General features: G+C 72.0%; 16 protein-coding genes. 13 read left to right on the top strand and 3 right to left on the bottom strand.

The features are described 5' to 3' along the window. The first annotated feature begins 21 nt into the window (after positions 1 to 21). On the top strand, positions 22 to 2,178 hold the full coding sequence (locus G9272_RS40065; RefSeq protein WP_171402376.1) for a SpoIIE family protein phosphatase: 2,157 nt from the start codon (positions 22 to 24) through the stop codon (positions 2,176 to 2,178). 72 nt (positions 2,179 to 2,250) lie between these two features. On the opposite strand, the gene G9272_RS40060 is transcribed toward G9272_RS40065, so the two are convergent. After that, positions 2,251 to 3,786 carry a S1 family peptidase gene (locus tag G9272_RS40060; protein ID WP_171401112.1) on the bottom strand — a complete coding sequence of 512 codons (1,536 nt, stop codon included), beginning with the start codon at positions 3,784 to 3,786 and terminating at the stop codon, positions 2,251 to 2,253. Between the two features lie 1,023 nt (positions 3,787 to 4,809). Between G9272_RS40060 and G9272_RS40055 the strand changes: the two genes are divergently transcribed. The 9 genes from G9272_RS40055 to G9272_RS40015 all read left to right on the top strand — a co-directional run bounded on the left by G9272_RS40055 (position 4,810) and on the right by G9272_RS40015 (position 16,283). Next, positions 4,810 to 5,025, top strand: coding sequence for a hypothetical protein (locus G9272_RS40055; RefSeq protein WP_020128984.1), 216 nt, complete (start codon positions 4,810 to 4,812; stop codon positions 5,023 to 5,025). A gap of 86 nt (positions 5,026 to 5,111) precedes the next feature. Further along, complete coding sequence (locus G9272_RS40050; RefSeq protein ID WP_171401111.1) at positions 5,112 to 5,918, top strand: HlyD family efflux transporter periplasmic adaptor subunit; 807 nt, start codon at positions 5,112 to 5,114, stop codon at positions 5,916 to 5,918. After that, positions 5,915 to 8,137 (top strand): NHLP family bacteriocin export ABC transporter peptidase/permease/ATPase subunit, encoded by a 2,223-nt coding sequence (locus tag G9272_RS40045; RefSeq protein ID WP_171401110.1) that lies wholly within the window; start codon positions 5,915 to 5,917, stop codon positions 8,135 to 8,137. Before G9272_RS40050 ends, G9272_RS40045 begins: the two co-directional genes overlap by 4 nt. Before the next feature lies 1 nt (position 8,138). Next, complete coding sequence (locus G9272_RS40040; RefSeq protein ID WP_171401109.1) at positions 8,139 to 11,018, top strand: NHLP bacteriocin export ABC transporter permease/ATPase subunit; 2,880 nt, start codon at positions 8,139 to 8,141, stop codon at positions 11,016 to 11,018. 122 nt (positions 11,019 to 11,140) lie between these two features. After that, on the top strand, positions 11,141 to 12,643 hold the full coding sequence (locus G9272_RS40035) for an MFS transporter (protein WP_171401108.1): 1,503 nt from the start codon (positions 11,141 to 11,143) through the stop codon (positions 12,641 to 12,643). A 123-nt stretch (positions 12,644 to 12,766) separates the two neighbouring features. Next, a complete protein-coding gene (locus tag G9272_RS40030) occupies positions 12,767 to 13,852 on the top strand; it encodes a Ppx/GppA phosphatase family protein (protein WP_253268080.1) in 1,086 nt (361 codons plus the stop codon). 561 nt (positions 13,853 to 14,413) lie between these two features. Next, a complete protein-coding gene (locus G9272_RS40025; protein WP_171401107.1) occupies positions 14,414 to 15,427 on the top strand; it encodes an iron-containing redox enzyme family protein in 1,014 nt (337 codons plus the stop codon). Between the two features lie 15 nt (positions 15,428 to 15,442). Beyond that, positions 15,443 to 16,105, top strand: coding sequence for a HemK2/MTQ2 family protein methyltransferase (locus G9272_RS40020; protein WP_171402374.1), 663 nt, complete (start codon positions 15,443 to 15,445; stop codon positions 16,103 to 16,105). Further along, entirely contained in the window at positions 16,086 to 16,283 is a 198-nt protein-coding gene (locus G9272_RS40015; protein WP_171401106.1) for a CDGSH iron-sulfur domain-containing protein, read from the top strand. Before G9272_RS40020 ends, G9272_RS40015 begins: the two co-directional genes overlap by 20 nt. Positions 16,284 to 16,455: 172 nt before the next feature. On the opposite strand, the gene G9272_RS40010 is transcribed toward G9272_RS40015, so the two are convergent. Next, positions 16,456 to 16,890 (bottom strand): protease inhibitor, encoded by a 435-nt coding sequence (locus G9272_RS40010; protein WP_171401105.1) that lies wholly within the window; start codon positions 16,888 to 16,890, stop codon positions 16,456 to 16,458. Between the two features lie 380 nt (positions 16,891 to 17,270). Here G9272_RS40010 and G9272_RS40005 point away from each other — a divergent pair, with 380 nt between their 5' ends. From G9272_RS40005 to G9272_RS39995, 3 genes are all read left to right on the top strand, one after another. After that, on the top strand, positions 17,271 to 17,870 hold the full coding sequence (locus G9272_RS40005; protein ID WP_171401104.1) for a hypothetical protein: 600 nt from the start codon (positions 17,271 to 17,273) through the stop codon (positions 17,868 to 17,870). Between the two features lie 157 nt (positions 17,871 to 18,027). Then, positions 18,028 to 19,626: a purine-cytosine permease family protein gene (locus tag G9272_RS40000; protein WP_171401103.1), complete on the top strand. Its 1,599-nt coding sequence runs from the start codon at positions 18,028 to 18,030 to the stop codon at positions 19,624 to 19,626. Between the two features lie 92 nt (positions 19,627 to 19,718). Next, positions 19,719 to 20,888: a lactate 2-monooxygenase gene (locus G9272_RS39995; protein WP_171401102.1), complete on the top strand. Its 1,170-nt coding sequence runs from the start codon at positions 19,719 to 19,721 to the stop codon at positions 20,886 to 20,888. Positions 20,889 to 20,936: 48 nt separating this feature from the next. On the opposite strand, the gene G9272_RS39990 is transcribed toward G9272_RS39995, so the two are convergent. Then, on the bottom strand, positions 20,937 to 22,589 hold the full coding sequence (locus G9272_RS39990) for an RICIN domain-containing protein (RefSeq protein ID WP_171401101.1): 1,653 nt from the start codon (positions 22,587 to 22,589) through the stop codon (positions 20,937 to 20,939). Positions 22,590 to 22,732 lie beyond the last annotated feature (143 nt).

The following is a 22,732-nucleotide window of genomic DNA, read 5'->3' as shown; positions in this document are numbered from 1 at the left end:
CGCGCGGCGCCGGGCGAGGAGGTGGTCGCCGTGTCGGACGGGCAGATGTCGTCCGGTCAGGCGCCCGCGGCCGTATGGGCGCCGGTCGGCCAGCCGGTGCTCTCCCTGGCACTGACGTCGATGATGGACGCCGTCGGGGCGCACTCCGGTGCCGTCTACCTGCTTCCCGTCGACGAGTCGGTGCTGGAGATGGCGGTGATGGCGGGGCTGCCCCGGTCCTTCGCGGCGCCCTGGGAGCGGGTGGGTCTGAGCGCGCCGATCCCGGTTGCCGAGGCGGTGCGCGAACGGCGGCTGGTGTGGGTGGGCGGGGCGGAGGACATGGCCCGCCGCTATCCGCGGATCGCCGTCGTGCTGCCCTATCCCTTCGCGCTGGCCGCGCTGCCGGTGCTGACCGCGACCCGGGTGTACGGCGCGGTCTTCGTCACCTGGCCCGGCTCGCACCCGCCGGAGCTCGCCGACCGGGAGCGCCAGGAGCTGACGGCGGCCTGCGAGCGGCTCGCGCTGCGACTGGAGCGCGCCGCGTCGAAGAACCGTTCGGTGCGGGCCGAGACCGATCTGCTGGACGCGGGCCGGCTGGGCGGTGTCGCCGACACGCTCGGCACGATCGAGGCGGCACGGATGGTGTCGCGGCTGCCGTACGGAATGTGCTCGCTCGACGTGAGCGGACGGATCGGCTTCGCGAACGAGGCGGCCTCCGAGCTGCTCGGCGTCCCGGTGGGCGGGCTGCTCGGTTCGCAGCTGTGGGCTGCGGTTCCCTGGCTGAACGATCCCCTGTACGAGGAGCGCTACCGGGCCGCGCTGCTCAGCCAGGAGGCCACCTCGTTCGTGGCGCTGCGCCCGCCCTCGCAGTGGCTGTCGTTCCGGCTGTATCCGAGTACCACCGGGATCAGCGTGCGGATCAGCCGGGCCCGGGCGGTGTCGGAGATGAGCCCGACCGGTCCCCGCTCGGAGGACGCGCCGACCCGGCTGGTGTCGATGTCACAGGCGCTGAGCATGGCCGGAGCGCTCACCGAGACGGTGAGCGTGCAGGACGTGGTGGGGCTGGTGGCGGACGAGATCGCGCCGGCGGTGGGCAGTCAGGCGCTGGCGCTGCTCGGCGCACGGGCCGGGCGGCTGCACGTGCTCGGGCACCACGGGTACCCCGACCCGCATGTCGTGGAGCGGTTCGACCGGACGCCGCTTTCCTCCCCGACGCCGGGCGCGCACGCGGTCGCGCACGGCGTCCCGGCGTTCTTCGACTCCCGGGAGCATCTGGAGCGCCTGTACCCGGCCCGGCGCTCCTCCCCCGACGGCTTCGCCGCCTGGGCCTTCCTGCCGTTGATCGCCTCCGGCCGCCCGGTGGGAGCCTGTGTGCTGGCCTACGCCGAACCGCGTGCGTTCTCCACCCACGAGCGTGCGGTGCTGACCAGCCTCGCCGGGCTGATCGCGCAGGCTCTGGACCGCGCCCTGCTCTACGACGTCAAACACCAGCTGGCGCACGGGCTTCAGGCGGCGCTGCTGCCGCACTCGCTGCCGACGCTGGCCGGGATCGAGGCGACCGCCCGCTATCTGCCCGCCACCCGGGGCATGGAGATCGGCGGGGACTTCTACGACCTGGTGCCCTCGCACCCGCACGCGGCGGCCGTGATCGGTGACGTGCAGGGGCACAACGTGACCGCGGCCGGGCTGATGGGCCAGATCCGCACCGCCGTCCGTGCGTACACGACGGTGGGGCAGGAGCCGGCGGAGGTCATGCGCAGCACCAACCGGCTGCTGATCGACCTCGGCTCCGACCTGTTCGCGAGTTGTCTCTATCTGTGGCTGGATCCGGCCCGGGGGCGGGCCGTCATGGCCCGGGCCGGGCATCCCCCGCCGCTGCTGCGCCGGCCGGACGGCCGGGTGCGGGTTCTCGACCTCGCGGGCGGTCCGCTGCTGGGCATCGACGCCTCGGCGACATATCCGACGACGGAGGTCGAGCTGACCGACGGCTGTGTCCTCGCCCTCTACACCGACGGGCTCATCGAGACGCCGGGGGTGGACATCGAGGACGCGATCGCCGACCTGGGGCGGCGGCTCGGCGAGGCCGGGGACCGTCCGCTGGCGGAGCTGGCCGACGAGCTGGTGGGACACTACGCCGCCGCGGACGAGCGGATGGACGACGTGGCGCTGCTGTTGCTGCGGGCGCGGGGTGACGCGTGAGGACCGCCGCCGGGCGCAGACATGAACGGTCCGACCCCCGCCGGAGGGTCGGACCGTTCAGATGATGCGGTGTCAGTGCGACTCGTTCACACCCGAGCCGTCCTCCGCGCCGTTGTCGTTCTGGTCGTGGCCGCCTGCGTTCTCGTCCGCGCCGCCGTCGGCGTTCTCGTCCGCGCCGGCACCGGCCTCTTCGCCGCCGCCGACGATGGCCTCGCCGGTCTGGTCGTCGATGCCGTCACCGTTCTCGTCCACCGCACCGGCACCGGCCTCTTCGCCGCCGCCCTCGATGGCCTCGCCGGTGTTGTCGTCGATGCCGTCACCGTTCTCGTCCACCGCACCGGCACCGGCTTCCTCGCCGCCGCCGACGATGGCCTCGCCGGTGTTGTCGTCGATGCCGTCACCGTTCTCGTCCACCGCACCGGCACCGGCTTCCTCGCCGCCGACCGCGTCACCGGCGCCGATGCCGCCGTCGCCGAGGGTCGCGCCGACCGCCTCGAGCGCGGTGGTCACCGGCTGGAAGAAGGTCTCGCCACCGACGGTGCAGTCACCGCTGCCGCCCGAGGTCAGGCCGATCGCCTGGCCTTCCTGGGTGAAGAGCGAGCCGCCGCTGTCGCCGGGCTCGGCGCAGACGTCCGTCTGGATGAGGCCCGTGACGGTGCCCTCGGGGTAGTTCACGGTGGCGTCGAGGGCGAGGACCTGACCGTCGTTGAGACCGGTGGTGCTGCCCATCCGGAAGACCTGCGTGCCGACCGTCGCCTCGGCGGCCTCGGTGATCGCGAGAGTCTGGTCGCCGAGGTTGACCTCGCTCGCGGCAACGGTGGCGGGGTCGTCGTACTTCACGAGCGCGAAGTCGCCGTCCCCGGGGAAGGTCGCCTGGTCGACGGTGGCGATCGGCTCGCCGTCCTCGGAGTCGGACCACTGCTCGGCCGCCACCCCGCAGTGACCGGCCGTCAGGAAGGCCGGGGAGCCGTCGCCGGCCGTCACGTTGAAGCCGAGGGAACAGCGTGCCCCGCCGCCGAATATCGCGTCGCCTCCGGCGACCTTCGTGGTGAAGGTGCCGGCCGACTTCTGGATCGTCGCCATGCCCGTGCCGAGGGTCTTGACGGTCGACTCGATCTGGTCCCACTTGGTGCCGGTGACCGTGGAGTCGGCGGTGACGAGGATCTTGTTCGTCTTGGGGTCGACGGCCCAGGCGGTGCCCGGGATGGTCGCTTCCTTCTTCAGCGTCTTCGCGGCCGCCTCGAGTTCGGCGGTGCTGTTGTCGACCTGGCGGATCTTGGCGCCCGCCTTCTTGGCCTGCACGATGACCTGGTTCTCGTCGCCGTCGATGTTGATGTCATCGCCCTCGACGTTGATCACGTTGACGACGAGTTGCTTGCCCTCGCTGTCGTAGTACGAGCCGGCGAAGGCGTCACCGAGCAGCTTCTCGAGCTGTGCGGCGAGGTCCGAGGCGTCGCCCGCCTTGAGCGTCTTCACCGTGGCGGCGTTGTCGGAACCGCCGTCCTGGGAGGCGTTGGCCTGGGGAAGCAGGATGGCTGCCGCTCCGAGCGCAGCCACACCGCCTGCGGCGATGATGGCCTTGCGCTTCGTAACTCGCTTGTGACTCAAAAAACTCGACCTCCTGGGGGACGGGGTCTGGCTGCCGGGGTTCGGCAGCTCCGTACAGCGGCGCCTGGTTGGCCATGAGTACGCAGGGGTCGAGGGGTGCGTTCAATCGCGTTTGCCAACTTCCTTTGCTCAAACGTGAATCGGCCATGACCGGAGTCCGACCTCGCGACCCCGGGAACAAACGCCCATATGGCGATGACGACCGCCGAAGCCGACAAGATCCTTTCGGTCGGCTTCGCACTCCGGGCGCCAGCTCCGGGCCTGCTCGCCGAACTCGTCGACCAGCACCGCCGGTTCGACGTCCTCCCTGGTCAGGTGCACCGGCACGGGAGGGCGGGAGACCTCCGGGACAGGTGGCGGCGGCGGCCACGGACACGGCCGTCCGGATCACCGTGTCGGCCGCTCGCAGGGCCCTGAAAACAGGAAGACGGCACACCTACCGACTTCGTTCCGGTGCGCGGTGACCGATTCGGATGTCCTGAACCGAGCGGTTCGGCCGAAGCCCGACCCCGGAAGACGTTCGCCAACCTGTGCACGAGCTATGCGCTCCCCGTTCGGGCATGTGTCGACCGACACGTCTCGTGGTCGACCGATGACATTCCGTTCAGATCCGCGGGCCGAATCCCCGCTTCGGAGAATCTGCACATCGAATGCCCAAGCAGGTCACCGGAAGCGGGGGTTCTGCACAACTGCTCGGCGCCCGCCACGCCTTTGGGGCGGGAGTGTCGGATTCGCCGCGAGACCGCCGGACGCTCATCCGAGCAGAACCGCCCATGGTGTGAAGAAGTCGCCGACAAGCCGTGGGCGCGCCTGCACCGTTTCACGCTCCCGTGACACAAGTTCCCAGGTGAACGCAGGGATTGATTGGCTGCGCCGACCGCGGACCTGCTTTGATCCATCGCACCGCAGGGTCACCGCGGTCTCCCGGAAACGGGTGCCCGGTGCCCGTGCTCGCGGCCGTCATCTGTCCCCAGAGGGGGCCGCTCCCCCCTTATGAATATCCATGTGAAGGGAAGTTCCACCATGAACTCCACCCCCCAGGTTGAGACCGTCGAGATCTCCGACGCCGAGCTGGACAACGTCTCCGGCGGTCTGTCCCTGAACGCCGTCGGCACCGTCACCGGCCTGGTGGACGGCATCGCCCCGGTCTCCGGCCTGGTCAACACGGCCGTCGGCACCGTCGAGGGCGTCACCGGCCTGAACACGGCCCCGGTCACCAACCTGGTCGCCGGTCTCTGATCGCACCCTTCGTGACCCCTTTGAGTCCCGGAGCCGTCACCCGGCTCCGGGACTCATCGGTGCCCTGAAACTCCCTAGGTAGGCCCGTGCAGTTCCGCCAACAGGCCCTCGCCAAGCTCCAGTCGCCGGAGGAACTCGACCTGCCGGTGCGTTTCGCGCGCCCCCAGGGCTGGCTGGTGCTGTCCGTGACCGTGGTCGTCATGGCGGCCGCATCCGTGTGGGCGGTGACCGGTTCGGTCGCCTCCACGGTGAGCGCGCCCGCCGTCCTCACCCACGGCGAGGGCAGCTACATCCTCCAGAGCCCCGCCGCGGGCCAGGTCACCGCGGTCCTCGCGAAGGAGGGCGAGCGGCTGCCCGCCGGCTCGCCCGTGCTGAAGGTGCGTACGGCGGAGGGCGACGCCGTGGTGCGGACGGTCGCCGCGGGCCGGATCACCGCACTCGCCGCCACCATCGGGCAGATCATCTCCACCGGCGCGAACGTCGCCGCCGTGGAGAAGGTCGCCGGCGCCGACGACCCGCTGTACGCCACGGTGTACGTCCCCGCGGAGAACGCCGCCTCCATCCCGTCGGGCGCGCCCGTCGACCTCACCGTGCAGACCGTGCCCTCGCAGGAGTACGGCGTGCTGCGCGGTCATGTGAAGTCGGTGGACCGTGCGGCCCAGTCGGCGCAGGCGATCGCCGCGTTCCTCGGCGACAGCCAGCTGGGCGAGCAGTTCACCGAGGACGGCCGCCCGGTGGCGGTCCTGGTCCGTCTGGACAAGTCCTCGGCGACGAAGAGCGGCTACACGTGGTCGTCCGCGGACGGGCCGCCGTACGCCCTCACCTCCATGACCATGGCCACGGGTTCGATCCGGCTGGCCGACCAGCGTCCCGTCGATTGGCTGCTCCCGTGACCACCACCGAGCAGCCGCGGACCCGGCGGCGTGCCGCACCGCCCCGGCGCACCGTTCCCAAGAGCCGGACGAAGACCGTCCGTACGCCCACCGTGCTCCAGATGGAGGCCGTGGAGTGCGGGGCGGCCTCGCTCGCCATGGTCCTCGGGCACTACGGCCGGCACATCCCGCTGGAGGAGCTGCGCATCGCGTGCGGTGTCTCCCGCGACGGCTCGCGGGCGAGCAACCTGCTGAAGGCGGCCCGCAGTTACGGCCTCACGGCCAAGGGCATGCAGATGGACCTGGCGGCCCTCGCCGGGGTCAGGTCGCCCGCGATCCTCTTCTGGGAGTTCAACCACTACGTCGTCTACGAGGGTCTGGGCCGTCGGTTCGGCCGCCGGGGCGTGTACATCAACGACCCCGGCAAGGGCCGGCGTTTCGTGCCGATCGAGGACTTCGACGGCAGCTTCACCGGTGTCGTGCTGGTGCTGGAGCCGGGCGAGGACTTCGAGCGGGGCGGACGCAGACCGGGTGTGCTGGGCGCGATGCCTGCCCGGCTGCGCGGCACCGCGGGCACCCTGCCGGCGGCCGTGCTGGCGAGTCTGCTGCTGGTCCTGGTGGGCGCGGCCGTGCCGGCGCTCAGCCGGACCTACATCGACATGTTCCTGATCGGACGGCAGACCTCGCTGCTGGGCGTGCTGTTCGTCTCGATGGGCACCTGCGTGGCCCTCACGGTGGCCCTGACCTGGCTCCAACAGGCCAATCTGCACCACGGCCGGATCATCTCCTCGACCCTCTCCAGCGCCCGCTTCCTGCGCCATCTGCTGCGACTGCCGGTCACCTTCTTCTCCCAGCGCAGCCCGGCCGACCTGGTCCAGCGACTCCAGTCGAACGACGCGGTCGCCGAGACGCTGGCCCGCGACCTGGCGTCGGCGGGCGTGGACGCGATCGTCGTCGTCCTGTACGCGGTCCTCCTCTACACCTACGACCCGCAGCTGACGGCCGTCGGGATCGGCGTGGCGCTGCTGAACATCGTCGCCATGCGGATCGTCATCCGGCTGCGCGCGACCCGGACGGCGAAGCTGCGCGCGGACAACGCCCGGCTCACCAACACGGCGTACACCGGCCTCCAGTTGATCGAGACGATGAAGGCGACCGGCGGCGAGGAGGGGTACTTCCGCAAGTGGGCCGGGCAGCACGCCACCACGCTGGAGGAGCAGCAGCGGCTCGGGGTGCCGAGCGCCTGGCTGGGCGTGGTCGCGCCGACGCTCGCGACGCTCAACAGCGCGCTGATCCTGTGGATCGGCGGCATGCGGGCGATCGAGGGCCATATCTCGGTGGGTCTGCTGGTCGCCTTCCAGGCTCTGGTCACCCGCTTCACCGCCCCGCTGACCCGCCTCAACGGCGTCGCGGGCCGCATTCAGGACTTCGCGGCGGACGTGGCCCGGCTGAAGGACGTGGAGAACTTCCGCGCCGACCCCCTCTACGACCGCCGCGCGGGCGCCGACTCCACGCGTCGGCTGCACGGTCATGTCGAGCTGGAGAACATCACCTTCGGCTACAGCCCGCTGGACAAGCCGCTGCTGACCGGCTTCGACCTGACGGTCGGACCGGGGCAGCAGGTGGCGCTGGTCGGCGGCTCGGGCAGCGGCAAGTCGACGGTGTCCCGGCTGATCTCGGGTCTGTACGCGCCCTGGGAGGGCGTGATCCGCGTCGACGGGCAGCGGCTGGAGGACATTCCGCGCGGGGCGCTCGCCTCCTCGGTGTCCTTCGTCGACCAGGAGGTGTTCCTCTTCGAGGGCTCGGTACGGGACAACGTGGCGCTGTGGGACCCGTCGATCCCGGACGACGCCGTCGTCGACGCGCTCAGGGACGCGGCGCTCTACGACACGGTCGTGCGGCGGCCCGGTGGCATCCACAGCAGGGTCGAGCAGGACGGCCGCAACTTCTCCGGCGGTCAGCGCCAACGCCTGGAGATCGCGCGGGCGTTGGTGCGCCGGCCCAGCATCCTGGTGCTGGACGAGGTGACCAGCGCGCTGGACGCGGAGACCGAGCAGGTGGTGATGGACAACCTGCGCCGTCGCGGCTGCGCGTGCGTGGTGATCGCCCACCGGCTCAGCACGGTGCGCGACAGCGACGAGATCGTCGTACTCCAGCACGGCACGGTCGTGGAACGCGGGCGGCACGAGGAACTGGTGGCGCGCGGCGGCTCGTACGCGGCGCTGGTCAGGGAGCGATGAGATGACTGCCGTGTCCGAAGGCGACGTCGTGCTCGCCGCGCTGGGGCAGCTGGGCGCGCGGATCGACTGCGCGGGGTTCAGCCGGCTCGACCTGGAGGGCCCGCAGGTGCTGTGGCTGGTCGCGTCGGGCGCGCTGGACCTGTTCGCGGTGGACGCCGAACAGCAGGGCCACTGGCACCACTTGGGCCGCCTGGAGGCGGGCTCCCTGCTGCTCGGTCCGGTCACCGGACCCCACCACACGCTCGTGGCACGCCCGTTGCGCGACTGCGTCGTGCACCGCATCGGGCTGCGTGAGCTGTACCAGCCCGCGAACACCCAGACCTGGTCCTACGACGAGTACGGCAACCCCCAGTACGTGCCGCCGACTTCGAGCCCCCTGGAGTACGCGCTCGCCCTCGGCGTCGGCCGCGGTCTGTCGATCCTCTTCCAGGCGCCGATGGCCACCGAGCGGGTCGCGGAGGATGGGGGTGCCCCCGTGCGAGCGAATTCGAGCATGGGGGAGGACGACGACGTGTTCTGGATGCAGGTGCCGCCGGGCAGCGTGCAGTACGGCTCGTTGTACGGCGCGGAGGCGGCCGCCGACCTGCTGATGGACCCTGCGGTGTGGCAGAGCATGGTCGACCAGCAGTACCGGCTGCTGACCACGCTGGACCGCTGGATCGAGCAGCTGGAGCACACCCACGAGACCCGCACGGCCGCCGGGATCAAGGCCGGTGAGGCGGTCCGCGCCCAGGCCGACCGGACTCTGCTCGCGTCGATCGGCAAGAGCGGCCGAGGTGACAGGAACGGCAGGAGCACGGACAAGCGCGCCACGGCCGCCGACGCCGACGCCACCTACGCGGCGTGCAAGCTCGTCGCCCGGGCCGCCGGGATCAGCCTCGCCGAGCCGTCCCAGATGGGCGCCGACAGCGACCGGCTGGACCCGGTGGAGCGGGTCGCTCTCGCCTCGCGGGTGCGCGCCCGGGCCGTACGTCTCGACGGCCACTGGTGGCGGGACGACGTGGGCCCGCTGGTCGGGCACCGGGCCCTGTCCGGGGCGCCGGTCGCGCTGCTGTGGCGGCGCGGCGGATATGTCGCCGTGCATCCGGCGACCGGGCGGGAGACCCCGGTCGAGAAGGCCAACGCGGAGGAGTTCGAGCCGCGGGCGGTCATGTTCTACCGTCCGCTGCCGGAGCAGGGCCTCGGCCCCCTCGGGCTGCTGCGGTTCAGCATGCGGGGCACGGCGGGCGACCTGACGAACCTGCTGCTCAGCGGGCTGGTGACGGTGGTGATCGGGGCGCTGGTGCCGATCGCGACCGGCAAGGTGCTCGGCGAGTACGTGCCGAAGGCCCAGCAGGGGCTGATCGTGCAGGTGTGTCTGGCGGTGATGGTCAGCGGCGTGGTGGCGGCGGCGTTCATGCTGCTCCAGAACCTGACCATGCTGCGCCTGGAGGGCCGGATCGAGGCGACACTCCAGCCGGCGGTGTGGGACCGGCTGCTCAGGCTGCCGACGAAGTTCTTCGCCGAGCGTTCGACGGGCGAGCTGGCGAGTGCCGCCATGGGCATCAGCGCGATCCGCCGGCTGCTGGCGGGACTCGGTCCGTCGGTCGCGCAGTCCGTCACCATCGGCGCGATGAACCTGGGGCTGCTGCTCTGGTACAGCGTGCCGATGGCCCTCGCCGCGATCGGCATGCTGGTCGTCATCGCGTCCGTGTTCCTGGCGCTCGGGCTGTGGCAGGTGCGCTGGCAGCGGCGGCTCGTGGTGCTCTCCAACAAGCTCAACAACCAGGCCTTCCAGACCCTGCGGGGACTGCCGAAGCTGCGGGTGGCGGCCGCCGAGAACTACGCGTACGCGGCCTGGGCGGCGCAGTTCGCGCGCAGCCGGGAGCTCCAGCAGCGCCTCGGCCGGATCAAGAACCTCAACACGGTGCTGGGCTCGGTGTATCTGCCGCTGTGTTCCCTGCTGATGTTCATGCTGCTGGCCGGTCCGGCGCGGGGTGCTCTGTCGGCGGCGGACTTCCTCACCTTCAACACGTCCATGACGATGCTGCTCACCTCGGTGACCTCGTTGACCGGCGCCTTCGTCTCGGCGGTGGCCGCGCTGCCGCTGTTCGAGGAGATCCGGCCGGTGCTGGAGGCGACGCCGGAGGTCCGCACGGCGAACACCCGCCCCGGCCCGCTGACCGGCGCGCTCGAGGCCCGCCGTCTCTCGTTCCGCTACTCCGACGACGGTCCCCTCGTCCTCGACGACGTCTCCTTCGAGGTGCGGCCGGGCGAGTTCGTGGCGATCGTCGGCCCGAGCGGCTGCGGGAAGTCGACGCTTCTCCGGCTGCTCATCGGCTTCGACAAGCCGGTCTCGGGCAGTGTGCTGTACGACGGACAGGATCTGGCGGCGCTCGACCAGTCGGCGGTACGCCGCCAGTGCGGGGTGGTGCTCCAGCATGCCCAGCCGTTCACCGGCTCCCTGCTGGACGTCATCTGCGGCACCGAGGCCTACACGCCGGAGGAGGCGATGGCGGCCGCGGAGCTGGCCGGTCTCGCCGAGGACATCAAGCGGATGCCGATGGGGCTGCACACGATCGTCTCGGGCAGCGGGTCGGTCTCGGGCGGCCAGCGTCAGCGGCTGATGATCGCCCAGGCGCTGATCCGCCGGCCGCGCATCCTGTTCTTCGACGAGGCGACCAGCGCCCTCGACAACGAGACCCAGCGCACGGTCATCGAGAGCACCCGCAAGCTCAACGCCTCCCGGGTCGTCATCGCGCACCGCCTGTCGACGGTGATGGACGCCGACCGGGTCGTGGTGATGGAGAACGGCAAGGTCGCCCAGCAGGGCCCGCCCGCCCAGCTCCTCGCGGACACCGGCGGACGGCTGCACGAGCTGGTGCGGCGGCAGCTGGCCTGAGGCCCGGGCTCACTCCCGCTAACGAAACTTTGCCGTTTCGCAGAAACTGGTCTAGCCTCCATGTGTACGAAACCGTTTCGTTTACGTGTTCTTTGCCCTCACGTCCCTGGAGTGGTTCCCCCATGTCTCCGAAGACCCTGACGGACGGCACCCGCACGGGCGCCGACCAGGCGCCGTCCGCAGCATCCGCCAAGAAGTGGTGGATCCTCGCGGTCGTCGCCCTGGCCCAGCTGATGGTGGTGCTGGACGCCACCATCGTGAACATCGCCCTCCCCTCGGCCCAGGCCGACCTCGGCTTCTCCGACGGCAACCGGCAGTGGATCGTCACCGCGTACGCGCTGGCGTTCGCCTCCCTGCTGCTGCTCGGCGGCCGGATAGCCGACCTCTTCGGCCGTAAGACGGCCTTCCTGATCGGCGTCGTCGGCTTCGCCGCCGTCTCCGCCCTGGGCGGTGCCGCGACCAACTTCGAGATGCTGGTCACCGCCCGCGCGCTCCAGGGCGCCTTCGGCGCGCTCCTCGCGCCCGCCGCGCTGTCGCTGCTCAACACCACCTTCACCGACGCCAAGGAACGCGCCAAGGCGTTCAGCGTCTACGGCGCCATCGCCGGCGCGGGCGGCGCGGTGGGCCTGCTGCTCGGCGGCATCCTGACCGACGCGCTCGACTGGCGCTGGACGCTGTACGTCAACGTGGCCATCGCCGTCGTCGCCGTCGCGGGCGGCTGGCTGCTGCTGTCCAACCACCGCGACGCCGAGAACTCCAAGCTGGACGTGCCGGGTACGGTCCTGGTCGCCGCCGGTCTGTTCTCCCTGGTCTACGGCTTCTCCAACGCGGAGACCCACGACTGGGACTCGCCGCAGACCTGGGGCTTCCTGATCGCGGGCGGAGCGCTGCTCGCGGCCTTCGCCTGGTGGCAGACGCGGGCCGCACACCCGCTGCTGCCGCTGCGCATCCTCCTCGACCGCAACCGGGCGGCCTCGTTCCTGGCCGTGCTGATCTCCGGCGCCGGCATGTTCGGCGTGTTCCTCTTCCTCACGTACTACCTCCAGCTGAACCTGGGCTTCAGCCCGACGAAGACGGGTCTGGCGTTCCTGCCGATGGTCGGGGCGCTCATGGTGGCGGCGCAGGTCGGCACCACGGCCCTGGTGCCTCGCCTGGGCCCGAAGGCGGTCATCCCGCTGGGCTTCGCGATCGCCGCGGTGGGCATGGCCTGGCTGACCGGGATCGGCGTCGGCTCCGACTACGTGAGCGCGGTGCTGCCGCAGCTGGTCATCACCGGTATCGGCCTCGGCCTGGTCATGCCGCCCGCCATGCAGATGGCCACCGGCGGGGTCGCCGCCGAGGACGCGGGCGTGGCCTCCGCCACGGTCAACGCCATGCAGCAGGTGGGCGGTTCGATCGGTACGGCCCTGCTGAACACCCTGGCGGCGAGCGCCGCCGCCGACTACCTGGTGGGGAAGAACCCGGCGAACAAGCTGGTCCAGGCGCAGGCGACCATCGAGAGCTACACCACCGCCTTCTGGTGGTCGGCCGGCTTCTTCGCGGCGGGCGCGGTCATCGCGTTCCTGCTCTTCCGCCGCGGGGTGCCGCAGCAGGACGCGGACGCGGCACCGGTGGTCCACATGTGACGGGCCTTCCGCCAGAGCCGTACCAGGGAGAGGGGCCGCCGTCCACGAGGGACGGCGGCCCCTCCGTGTCATGTCCCGGAGCGGCGGAACGCGCGGAGGTTTAGCCCTGGGTACTCGCGGTCCATGAGAATCAGCGTGCTGGACGTGGGATCGAACACCGTGCGGCTGGTGGTGGCGGACGCGGCGGGCGGGGTCCCTCTGCCGGTGCACACGGCCAAGTGGCGGTTGAGGCTGGCCGAGCAGGTCGCGCCGGGCGACCTCATCCCGGACGAGGCCGTGGAACGGCTCGTCCGAGCGGTCGCCGCGGCGGCCCGGACCGCGGACCGGTGGGGTGCGGCGGGCCCACTCGCCTTCGCGACCGCCGTGGTGCGGGCGGCCCCCAACCGGCGCGAGGTGCTGCGCGAGGTCCGGTCCCGGACCGGCGTCGCACTGTGCACCCTGCCGGGCGAGGTGGAGGCCGAGCTGACCTTCCTCGGGGCCCGCCGCTGGATGGGCTGGCGCTGCGGGCCGCTCGCCCTGCTGGACATCGGCGGCGGCTCCTTCGAAGTGGCCTTCGGCCGGGGCCGGTTGCCGGACTTCGTGGCCTCACTGCCCCTGGGGGCGGGCCGGCTCACCCACGACTTCTTCGCGGACCACGACCCGCCGTCCCCGGAGGCCCTCCGTGCGGCACGGCGCAGGATCCGCCACCAGCTCAGGGACGTGGCCGCCCGGGTCCGCTGGGAGGGACCGCGTACGGCGGTGGCCACCTCCCGCACCTTCCAGCAGCTCGGCCGGCTGTGCGGGGCCGCCCCCGGACGGCACGGCCCCTTCATGGACCGCACCCTGCGCCGCGGCGACCTGCGCGAGGCCATTTCCACCCTGGCCGCCCTGCCCGCCGCCGAACGCTCCCGACTGCCCGGCATCTCCGCGCCGCGCGCCGCGCAGAGCCTGGCCGGCGCGGTGATCGGGCACACGGCGATGAAGCTGACCGGACTGACCTCGGTCACCGTCTGCCCGTGGGCGATCCGCGAGGGCGTCATGCTGCGGCACATGGAGGACGGCCCGGCCTGGTGGGCCGAGGTCAGCCGGCTCACCGACGAGGAGGAGGAGGCAGCCCCGGAGCCGGTGCCCCTGCGCCTCGCACAACACGGCCCCTCACCTGCCCGGACACCGGCCGGAACCCCCGCGCAGCGCGCGGCCGGAGAGCCTGCGGCAGACCGAGTTCGCTGACCCCCGCATCGGCGCTCTTGAGTCCGAGCGGCCCGGCCGAGACAGGCCACCGACACCCTCAGTCACCGGCCGACGACTCCGCCGGAGTCACGGGACGACTGAGCCGGGGGCGCCCGGTCAGCGACCGATCGCCTCCCTCGACCGAGCAGCTCGGCCGCCACTCTGGCCGACCCGAGCCGGCGGGCGGCCATGGCCAGGTCCGGCCGGATGAGCCGTCACGGCCGTTCGGTGCGGAGTGGCGCTCCGCGCGATCCGCACCCGCCTGCGCGTGGCCCGGGCGCCGGCCCCAGCGGCCACTCGGCCGCACCCGGACTGGTGAGCAACCATGATCCGGTCCGGCCGGATGAGCCGTCACGGCCGTTCGGTGCGGAGTGGCGCTCCGCGCGATCCGCACCCGCCTGCGGGTGCCCCGGGCGCCGGCCCCAGCGGCCACTCGGCCGCACCCGGACTGGTCAGCAGCCATGATCCGGTCCGGCCGGGTGAGCCGTTCGGTGCGGAGTGGCGCTCCGCGTGATCCGGACGCGGGCGGGTGGCTCGGTGCCCGTGGGGTACCCGGCGCGCATGGCACACGACCCCCATGGACCACAGCTGCCGGTCGCCCGGGGCCCGGTGTCCGCGGCCGTCCGCGGATATCTGGCGGGCGCGGATGCGCTTCCGGCGGCGGAGACGGTCGCCTGCGCCTCCGCGTACGGCGATGATCTCCAGCTGGCCCTGTACCTCTGCTACGAGCTGCACTACCGCGGTTTCGCGGGGGTGGCCCCGGACCGGGAGTGGGATCCCGGTCTGCTGCGGGTGCGGGCCGCGCTGGAGCACCGCTTTCTGATCGCCCTGCGCGAGGACACACCGGTCCACGACTCCGTCGAGGACGCGCTCGCGGAGCTTCTCGTCGAGCCCGTCGAGGGCTCGGGCGTCAGCCATTTCCTCGCGGCCGAGGGCGAGTTGTGGCAGCTGCGCGAGTACGCGGCCCAACGGTCCCTGTACCACCTCAAGGAGGCGGACCCGCACGCGTGGGTGCTGCCGAGGCTGTGGGGCCGGGCCAAGGCGGCGATGGCGGCGGTGGAGTTCGACGAGTGGGGCGGCGGCCGCCCCGACCGCGTCCACGCCCGGCTGTTCGCGGACCTGATGACGGACCTGGGCCTCGACACCACCTACGGCCGCTATCTGGACGCCGCGTGCGCCGAGACGCTGGCCACGGTCAACCTGATGTCCCTCTTCGGCCTGCACCGGGCCCTCAGGGGCGCCCTCGTGGGCCACTTCGCGGCGGTCGAGATCACCTCCTCGCCCGGTTCCCGACGGCTCGCGCAGGCGATGCGCCGCGCGGACGCCGGGCCCGCCGCCGTGCACTTCTACGACGAGCACGTCGAGGCCGACGCCGTACACGAGCAGGTGGTGCGCCACGACGTCATCGGCGGCCTGCTGGACGAGGAACCGCATCTGGCCCCCGACATCACCTTCGGCCTCGACGCCACCGGGCACCTGGAGGACCGCCTGGCCGCCCGCCTGCTCACGGCCTGGCGCGCGGGAGAGTCCTCCCTGCGTACCCCGCTCCCTGATCAGACAAAAGCCCATATTTAGTGATTGTCTGGGTACTTGGTCGGCGTGAATCCTCTCGTACTCCCGGGCGTGTACGCCCCCCAGGAGGACACCGCCCTGCTGGCCGGGGCACTGTCCGAAGAACCGCTGCTCCCGGGCGCCGACGTCCTCGACGTGGGGACCGGCACCGGCGCGCTGGCCCTGGAGGCCGCGCGGCGCGGCACGCGGGTCACCGCCGTCGACGTGTCCTGGCGCGCGGTGTACTCCGCCCGCCTCAACGCCTGGCGGGAACGGCTGCCGGTGCGCGTGCATCGCGGCAACCTCTTCGCCCCGGTGCACGGACAGTCCTTCGACCTGATCCTGACCAACCCGCCGTACGTGCCCGCGCCGGCCGGCGATCGTACGGGGCGCGGAACGGCCCGGGCCTGGGACGGCGGCGGTGACGGCAGGCTCCTGCTCGACCGGATCTGCCTCGAGGCGCCCCTGCTGCTGCGGCCCGGCGGGGTGCTGCTGATGGTCCACTCCGCGCTCAGTGACCCCGCGAGCACGCTGGCGGTCCTGCGCACGTCCGGCCTGAAGGCGTCCGTGACGCGACGCCGCCGCATCCCCTTCGGCCCGGTCCTGCGCGAGCGCAGGGACTGGCTGCGGGAGCGGGGCCTGCTGTCCGCCGACGACGAGAACGAGGAACTGGTGGTCGTCCGTGCCGAACTCCCCTGCTGACAGGCCCTGTCGGATCAGCGTCCAGCGCCGGGGTCCCCTGCTCGTCGAGGGGCCGGTCGAGGTGGAACTGGAGGACGGCACCACGGTCACCTCCGACCGCTTCCGGGTCGCCCTGTGCACCTGCCGGCGCAGCCGCCGCTATCCCTGGTGCGACACCAGCCACCGGGAGCGGTCCTAGGGAGCCTCCGGCGCGCGCTTGTCGAGAACGCGCGCACCGGAGGCCGGCGGGCAGCCCCACACCGCCCGTCCGGCCTCCGGGTATCGGGATCACGCCGGTCCCGTGTCAGGGGCTCGCACTCCCCACTTCACGAGCCTCTCTCGGCGTCCACGGGGACCACGCGATCCCGGTCTCAGAACGCGAAGAGGCTGCTCCCGGCAGCGTTCTTCACGCACTCGTTGGAGAAGGCGCGCTCGAAGGAGACGCGCTTGCCCTGCCATACGCCGTCGACGGTGACGACCACCGGGTCGTACTGCCTCGTACAGATGGCGTCGCCCGGGCCCGCCAGGGCGTCGATATCGCCGCCGGAGGCGCGCAGTTCGGCGCAGGCGAGGGCGGCGGCGGGATGGGTGCCGGAAGGCGTCGGGGCGCAGTTCAGGGTGACGGCCCGGGCCGCGTTGACGGTGGCGGCGCTCTCTCCGTGGCCCACGGTCAGCACGAGGGCCGACGGGGCGTAGAGGGAGGTCGGCGCTGCGGCCGGGGCGGCGAGCGCGGATCCGGTGAGGGATCCGCAGACGGTGGCGGCCGTGAGGCCGAGGGTCGCTGCCCAGCGCGCGGTGTTCCGCATTGTGTGCATCCTTCCGCTCGATTCGGGGGTGTGCCGGTCCGGCTCGGTCTGTGTCGAACGCGGCGAGCGCGAGTCTGCCGAGTCCGCCGCCGAATCTCACATCGACCCCATGGGTTTCAGTAACCTTGCGTATTGAATCAGTGGCGAGAAGTAACGAAATTCGAACGTTCCAACGCCGGAAACAAGCGCTTCATGATCCCTTCGGTCGGCTCGATGACCGATTTCCATAGCTTCGTTAATCGGCCTGAAACATTCCGCTCGCGCCCCCGGATCCCTCCTCCGGAGCCCTCCAGAACCCTCCACAGACCCCGCCGTTCCGCTCTCGGCGGACTTCTTCTCGACCCCTTGTGTTCATGTACCAGCGGAGTAATGGTCATTACATGATTACGAACGAGCAGAAAGAGAAGCTGAGGGGCTGGTTCGCGGGTCGCCTGCCCGACGACCTCTTCGAGGAGCCGGCCGAGGTGACGGTCGACCGTGAGGAGATCACCGTGATCGGCCGCATCCCCGCGCCCCGGCTGACGGAGGACGCGTCGGCCGCCGAGCGGGAGGCTGCCGTCACCGCCCGGATCCAGGAGTTCCGGGAGCGCACCCGGGAGACCCGGATCGCCGTGGCCCGCGACGCCGAGCACCGGTTCCGGCGGAAGGTGTCCTGGGGTGTGGTGTGCGACGGGGAGCGCGCTCTGTTCACCCACGTGGCCGCTCCCGTCATGACCCGGCTGCGCCAACCCGAACGCCAGGTCCTCGACACCCTGATCGCCGCGGGCGTGGCCCGCAGCCGCAGCGACGCGCTCGCCTGGTGCGTGCGGCTGGTCCAGCGCCACACCGACGACTGGCTCACCGAGCTGCGCGACTCCCTCGAACAGGTCCAGCGGGTGCGGGCCCAGGGACCGGACACGATCCCCGGCTCCGACTCCGGCTCCGGCTCCGATCACGGAGAGGTGGCGGATTCGTCCACTCCCGACGCGGAAGAAGGATGATTCATCCTCTGGTCGGGGTCTTGCCCCACGCCGTAGGTTCGGCAGACCCCGATCAGTGACGGCATCCGCCCGCGTCGCCCACCCCGCGACGGGACGGCCGTTCACCGTGCCGCGCCACCCCGCGCTCCACCGTCGACCGCCTGTTGCTGGAGCTCCCTTGACCCCGCCGTCCTCCGAACCCGCGCCGTCCGCGTCTCCCCCGTCGCTCACCGAGGTCGAGTCCCACGGTGTGGACCGCATCCCCGACGCCGAGCGCACCGCGACCCCCCTCGACCTGTTCCGGCTCGCCTTCGGCGGCGCGAACACCTTCTCCACCTGCGTGCTCGGCGCCTTCCCGATCCTCTTCGGCCTGTCCTTCTGGCAAGGCCTCGCCGCCACCCTGCTCGGGGTCTTCGTGGGCGCGCTGATCCTGTGCCCGATGGCGGTGTTCGGGCCCGTCAACGGCACCAACAACGCGGTCTCCTCCTCCGCGCACCTCGGTGTGCACGGCCGCGTGGTCGGCTCGTTCCTCTCCCTGCTGACGGCGATCGCATTCTTCTCCATCTCGGTGTGGAGCTCCGGCGACGCCCTGGTCGGCGGCGCGCACCGCCTCTTCGGCCTCTCCCGCGGCGACCTGACGTACGCCGTCGCCTACGCGTTGTTCGCCGGGCTGGTGCTCGCGGTGTGCGTGTACGGCTTCCGGTTCATGCTGTTCGTCAACAAGGTCGCGGTCGCCTCGGCCACGGTGCTGTTCCTCCTCGGCGCGATCGCCTTCGCCGGCGACTTCGACGCGTCGTACGCGGGCGTCTTCACGGACTCCGCGGACGCGGCCACCGACGCGCTGTTCTGGCCGTCGTTCATCGGCGCGGCGCTGATCGTGCTGTCCAACCCGGTGTCGTTCGGGGCGTTCCTCGGCGACTGGTCGCGCTACATCCCGGCCACGACCCCGCGCCGCAGGGTGGTCGGCGCCGCGTTCCTGTCGCAGATCGCGACCCTGCTGCCGTTCGTCTTCGGCCTGGCGACCGCGAGCATCATCGCGTCGAAGGCCCCGGAGTACGTCGACCCGGCCGCCCCCGACTTCGTGGGCGGGCTGCTGGCGATCTCACCGACCTGGTTCTTCCTGCCGGTGTGTCTGCTCGCCCTGATCGGCGGGATGTCCACGGGCACGACCTCGCTCTACGGCACCGGTCTGGACTTCTCGTCGGTGTTCCCGCGGCTGTCGCGGGTGCAGGCGACCGTGCTGGTCGGTCTGCTGTCGATCGTGTTCATCTTCGTCGGCCGGTTCGGCCTGGACCTCGTGCAGTCCATCTCGACGTTCGCCACGATGATCATCACGTGTACGACGCCGTGGATGGTCGTGATGATGCTGGGCTTCTACACCCGGCGCGGCTGGTACGACCCCGAAGCCCTCCAGGTCTTCAACCGCCGTCAGCGCGGCGGGCGTTACTGGTTCGCACACGGCTGGAACTGGCGTGGCATGACCGCCTGGTGGGTGTCGGCGCTGCTCGGTGTGCTGTTCACGAACATCCCGGGCCAGTTCGTCGGCCCGCTGGGTGATCTGGCGAACGGCATCGACATCGGTCTGCCGCTGTCCCTGGCCGTCGCCGCCGTGCTCTACCTGGCGTTGCTGCGGCTGTTCCCCGAACCCCGGGCGGTGTACGGGCCCGAGGGGGCGCGGCTGGCCAGGACCGTGGAGGTGGCGGTGCCGCCGATCACCGGTCCGGGCACGAACGCCGGCGAACCCGCCGCCGTACCGTCCGGGTCGGCCGTCGACTGAACCGCCGGACCGCCGCCACCGACCCGCCGGTATGGTCGCCCTGCGACGGCGACGACGCTGAACCGCGGGACGGCGAGAGGCGGGACGTACGGATGGCGAAGCACTGGGCGGACTTCCAGTACGAGATCTATCTCAACGGGATGACGGGCGCGGTCCCCCGGCTGCCCACCGACCTGACCCGGCTCGAGGAGCTCACCGAACAGCGCCTCGGGCCCGGACCGGTCGGCTATGTGGCGGGCAGCGCGGGGGACGGCGGCACGGCGCGGGCGAACCGTGCGGCCCTGGAGCGACGCCGGATCGTGCCGCGCATGCTGCGGGACGTGCACGAGCGGGACCTGTCGGTCGAGGTGCTGGGCCGTGCCCTGCCCGCGCCGCTCGCGCTCGCGCCCGTCGGTGTGCTGTCGATCATGCATCCGGAGGCCGAGTCCGCGGCGGCCCGGGCGGCGGCCGCGCAGGGGGTGCCGTTCGTCCTGTCGTCGGCGTCCAGCACGCCGATCGAGCAGGTGGCCGAGGCGATGGGGGACGCCGAGCGCTGGTTCCAGCTGTACTGGTCCAAGGACCGCGAGGTGACCCGCAGCTTTCTTCGGCGGGCGCGGGCGAGCGGGTTCACGGTGCTCGTGGTCACCCTGGACACCCCGCTCCTCGCGTGGCGGCCCCGCGACCTCGACCAGGCCTATCTGCCGTTCCTGCACGGTGTGGGCACCGCCAACTACTTCACCGACCCGGCCTTCCTGGCGGGCCTGGCCAAGCCGGTGCACGAGGACCCGAACGCGGCCGTCCTGCACTTCGTCAGCCTGTTCGCGGACCCCGGCAAGACCTGGCCGGACCTGGAGTTCCTGCGGGAGAACTGGGACGGTCCGATCGTCCTCAAGGGTGTTCTGCACCCCGACGACGCCCGGCTGGCCGCCGACGCCGGAATGGACGGCGTGGTGGTCTCCAACCACGGGGGCCGACAGGTCGCCGGTTCGGTCGCGGCCGCCGACGCGCTGCCCCGGGTGGCGCGGGCGGTCGGCGACCGGCTGACGGTGCTGTTCGACAGTGGGGTGCGCACCGGCGACGACGTCTTCAAGGCGCTCGCCCTCGGCGCGCGGGCGGTGCTGCTCGGCCGTCCCTACGTCTACGGCCTCGGCCTGGACGGGCAGCCGGGCGTCGAGCACGTGATCCGCTGTCTGCTCGCCGAGTTCGACCTCACCCTGGCGCTGTCCGGCCACGCCGGCCCGGCGACCGTGGGCCCGGCGGACCTCGTCGAGGACGCCGGGTGACGGCAGGCGGGCGCCCGCGCGCCCGCCGGGGTTCGGGTCGCTCGTCCCTCAGGCGGTGCCGTCCGCCAGGTCGACCGGCTGGGCGGAGGCGGGCGCGTCCGTGCCGGTGACCGCGAGGGAACCGGGGGTGGCGGAGGCGACGTCGGTGAGCCAGCGCTGGCCGGTGGAGTGGTCGCGGACCTTGACGACCACGTCGGCGCCCGGCTCCTCACCGGCCGGCGCGAGGGCGAGCGCGTCGTCCCAGCGGGGCAGCAACTCGCCCTGCACGGTGAGGTCGTAGCGGACGTCGTCCCCGCGGGCGTCGGTGGCGTCCACGCACGCGCCGAGGATGACCACCCCGGCGTCCGCGTGGGAGTCCACGCACAGACCGGGCCCGGCCACGCTGCGCAACTGCCCGTCGTCGTCGTACGACCACTGCTGTGTCGCGTCGGAGGAGCAGTCCGCCAGTTCGACGGAGGCGCCCGCACGCGCCTCGCCCCGGACGTCCAGGCAGAGGTCGGCGGCGGCGTTGCGCAGCCTGGTCTGCCGTGGCGCGGTGGGCAGTTGGGCGGTGTCCGGAGCGGTCGGCGAGGCGGTGGCGGCCTGCGAGTCGATGCCGGGGACGCTGCCGCTGGTGGAGGCGGCCGGGTCGGCGCCGCCGTCGTCGGACCACATGCCGGCGGCGAGCAGGGTGGTCAGCAGACCCGCCGAGGCCAGGCCGACACCGGTGAACAGCGCGCGCGGTGAGCGCGCCTCCCCCGACGACCGCCGGCGGGGCGAGGGGATGCGCGAGAGCAGGTTGCCGCCTCTGCCGCGGGTGCCTCGGGTGCCACGGCCGCCACGGCCGCCGTGCCGTGCGGAGCCCTTGAGCCGTACGGTCTGCTGCTTGGCGCGGCCGGGGCGGGTGTCGTGGTAGCGGCGGGCGCCCCAGCCGAGCACCGCCTCGGCGAGCAGCACGCCGAGGCCGCTCTCGAAGTGGCCGAGCTGTTCGGCGGCGGCACGGCAGTAGCGGCACTCGTCCAGGTGCTTGCGCACGTCCGGCAGGAGGTCGCCGCCACGCCGGATCGGGACGTCGAGGAGCCGGTTGTAGAAGCGGCAGTCCTTGCTCGGCGCGAGCTCCCGGTGGGCGCGGACGACGCCCTCACGCAGCTTGTCCCGGGCCTGCTCCAGGACGGCGGCCACGGTGTCGGTGTCCATACCGAGCAGACCGGCGGCGACGGTGACCTCTTCGGCCTCGACCTCCACATGCCACAGGACACAGCGGGCGACCGCGGGAAGGCCCTGGAACGAGCGTTCCGCCAGCACCCGGTTCTCCGGGATCATGGACTTCGCGGCCCGCATCCCACGGGCGCCGGCCGGCTTGCGCAGCACCGGCAGCACGCCGGACAGTCCCTCGTCGGCGGACCACAGCCGGGCCATGTCCCGCACGGTCACCAGCAGTCGGGGCCGCAGCGCGGTCCCCGGCTCGCCCAGCTTCAACCGGTCGAGGACCTGGTGGAAGGCGGCCGCGGTGACCATGGACGCGACACTCCCGGAGGAGGCGAGGCAGATGACCGCGTACTCGTGCACCGGCCGCCAGTGCCGGGCGATCAGCAGAGCGGTGGACTGGGCGACCTCGCTGTCCGCGCCGCCGCGTATTCCCGCGGCGAGCGACTCGTCGGATTCTCCGGGACCCCCGCCCGGCGGAGGGTAGGGCGGACGAGGAGGCTGAGGGGTGGGCACTGAGCGCATTCCTTTGGTACGTACCTGTCCGGTGCGGCAGGGAGCGTGAATTCGCCTCCGCCGACGAACGCGGGGGGTTTGGTCATGACCCCCCGCACGGGCGGTTCACCTTTGCACAACTGAGTCGCGCACAACAAGGCGAC

Origin of the sequence: Streptomyces asoensis (assembly GCF_013085465.1) — a bacterium.
In the GTDB taxonomy this organism is placed as follows: Bacteria; Actinomycetota; Actinomycetes; order Streptomycetales; family Streptomycetaceae; genus Streptomyces; species Streptomyces cacaoi_A.
This window is presented reverse-complemented; position numbering and strand designations above follow the sequence as displayed.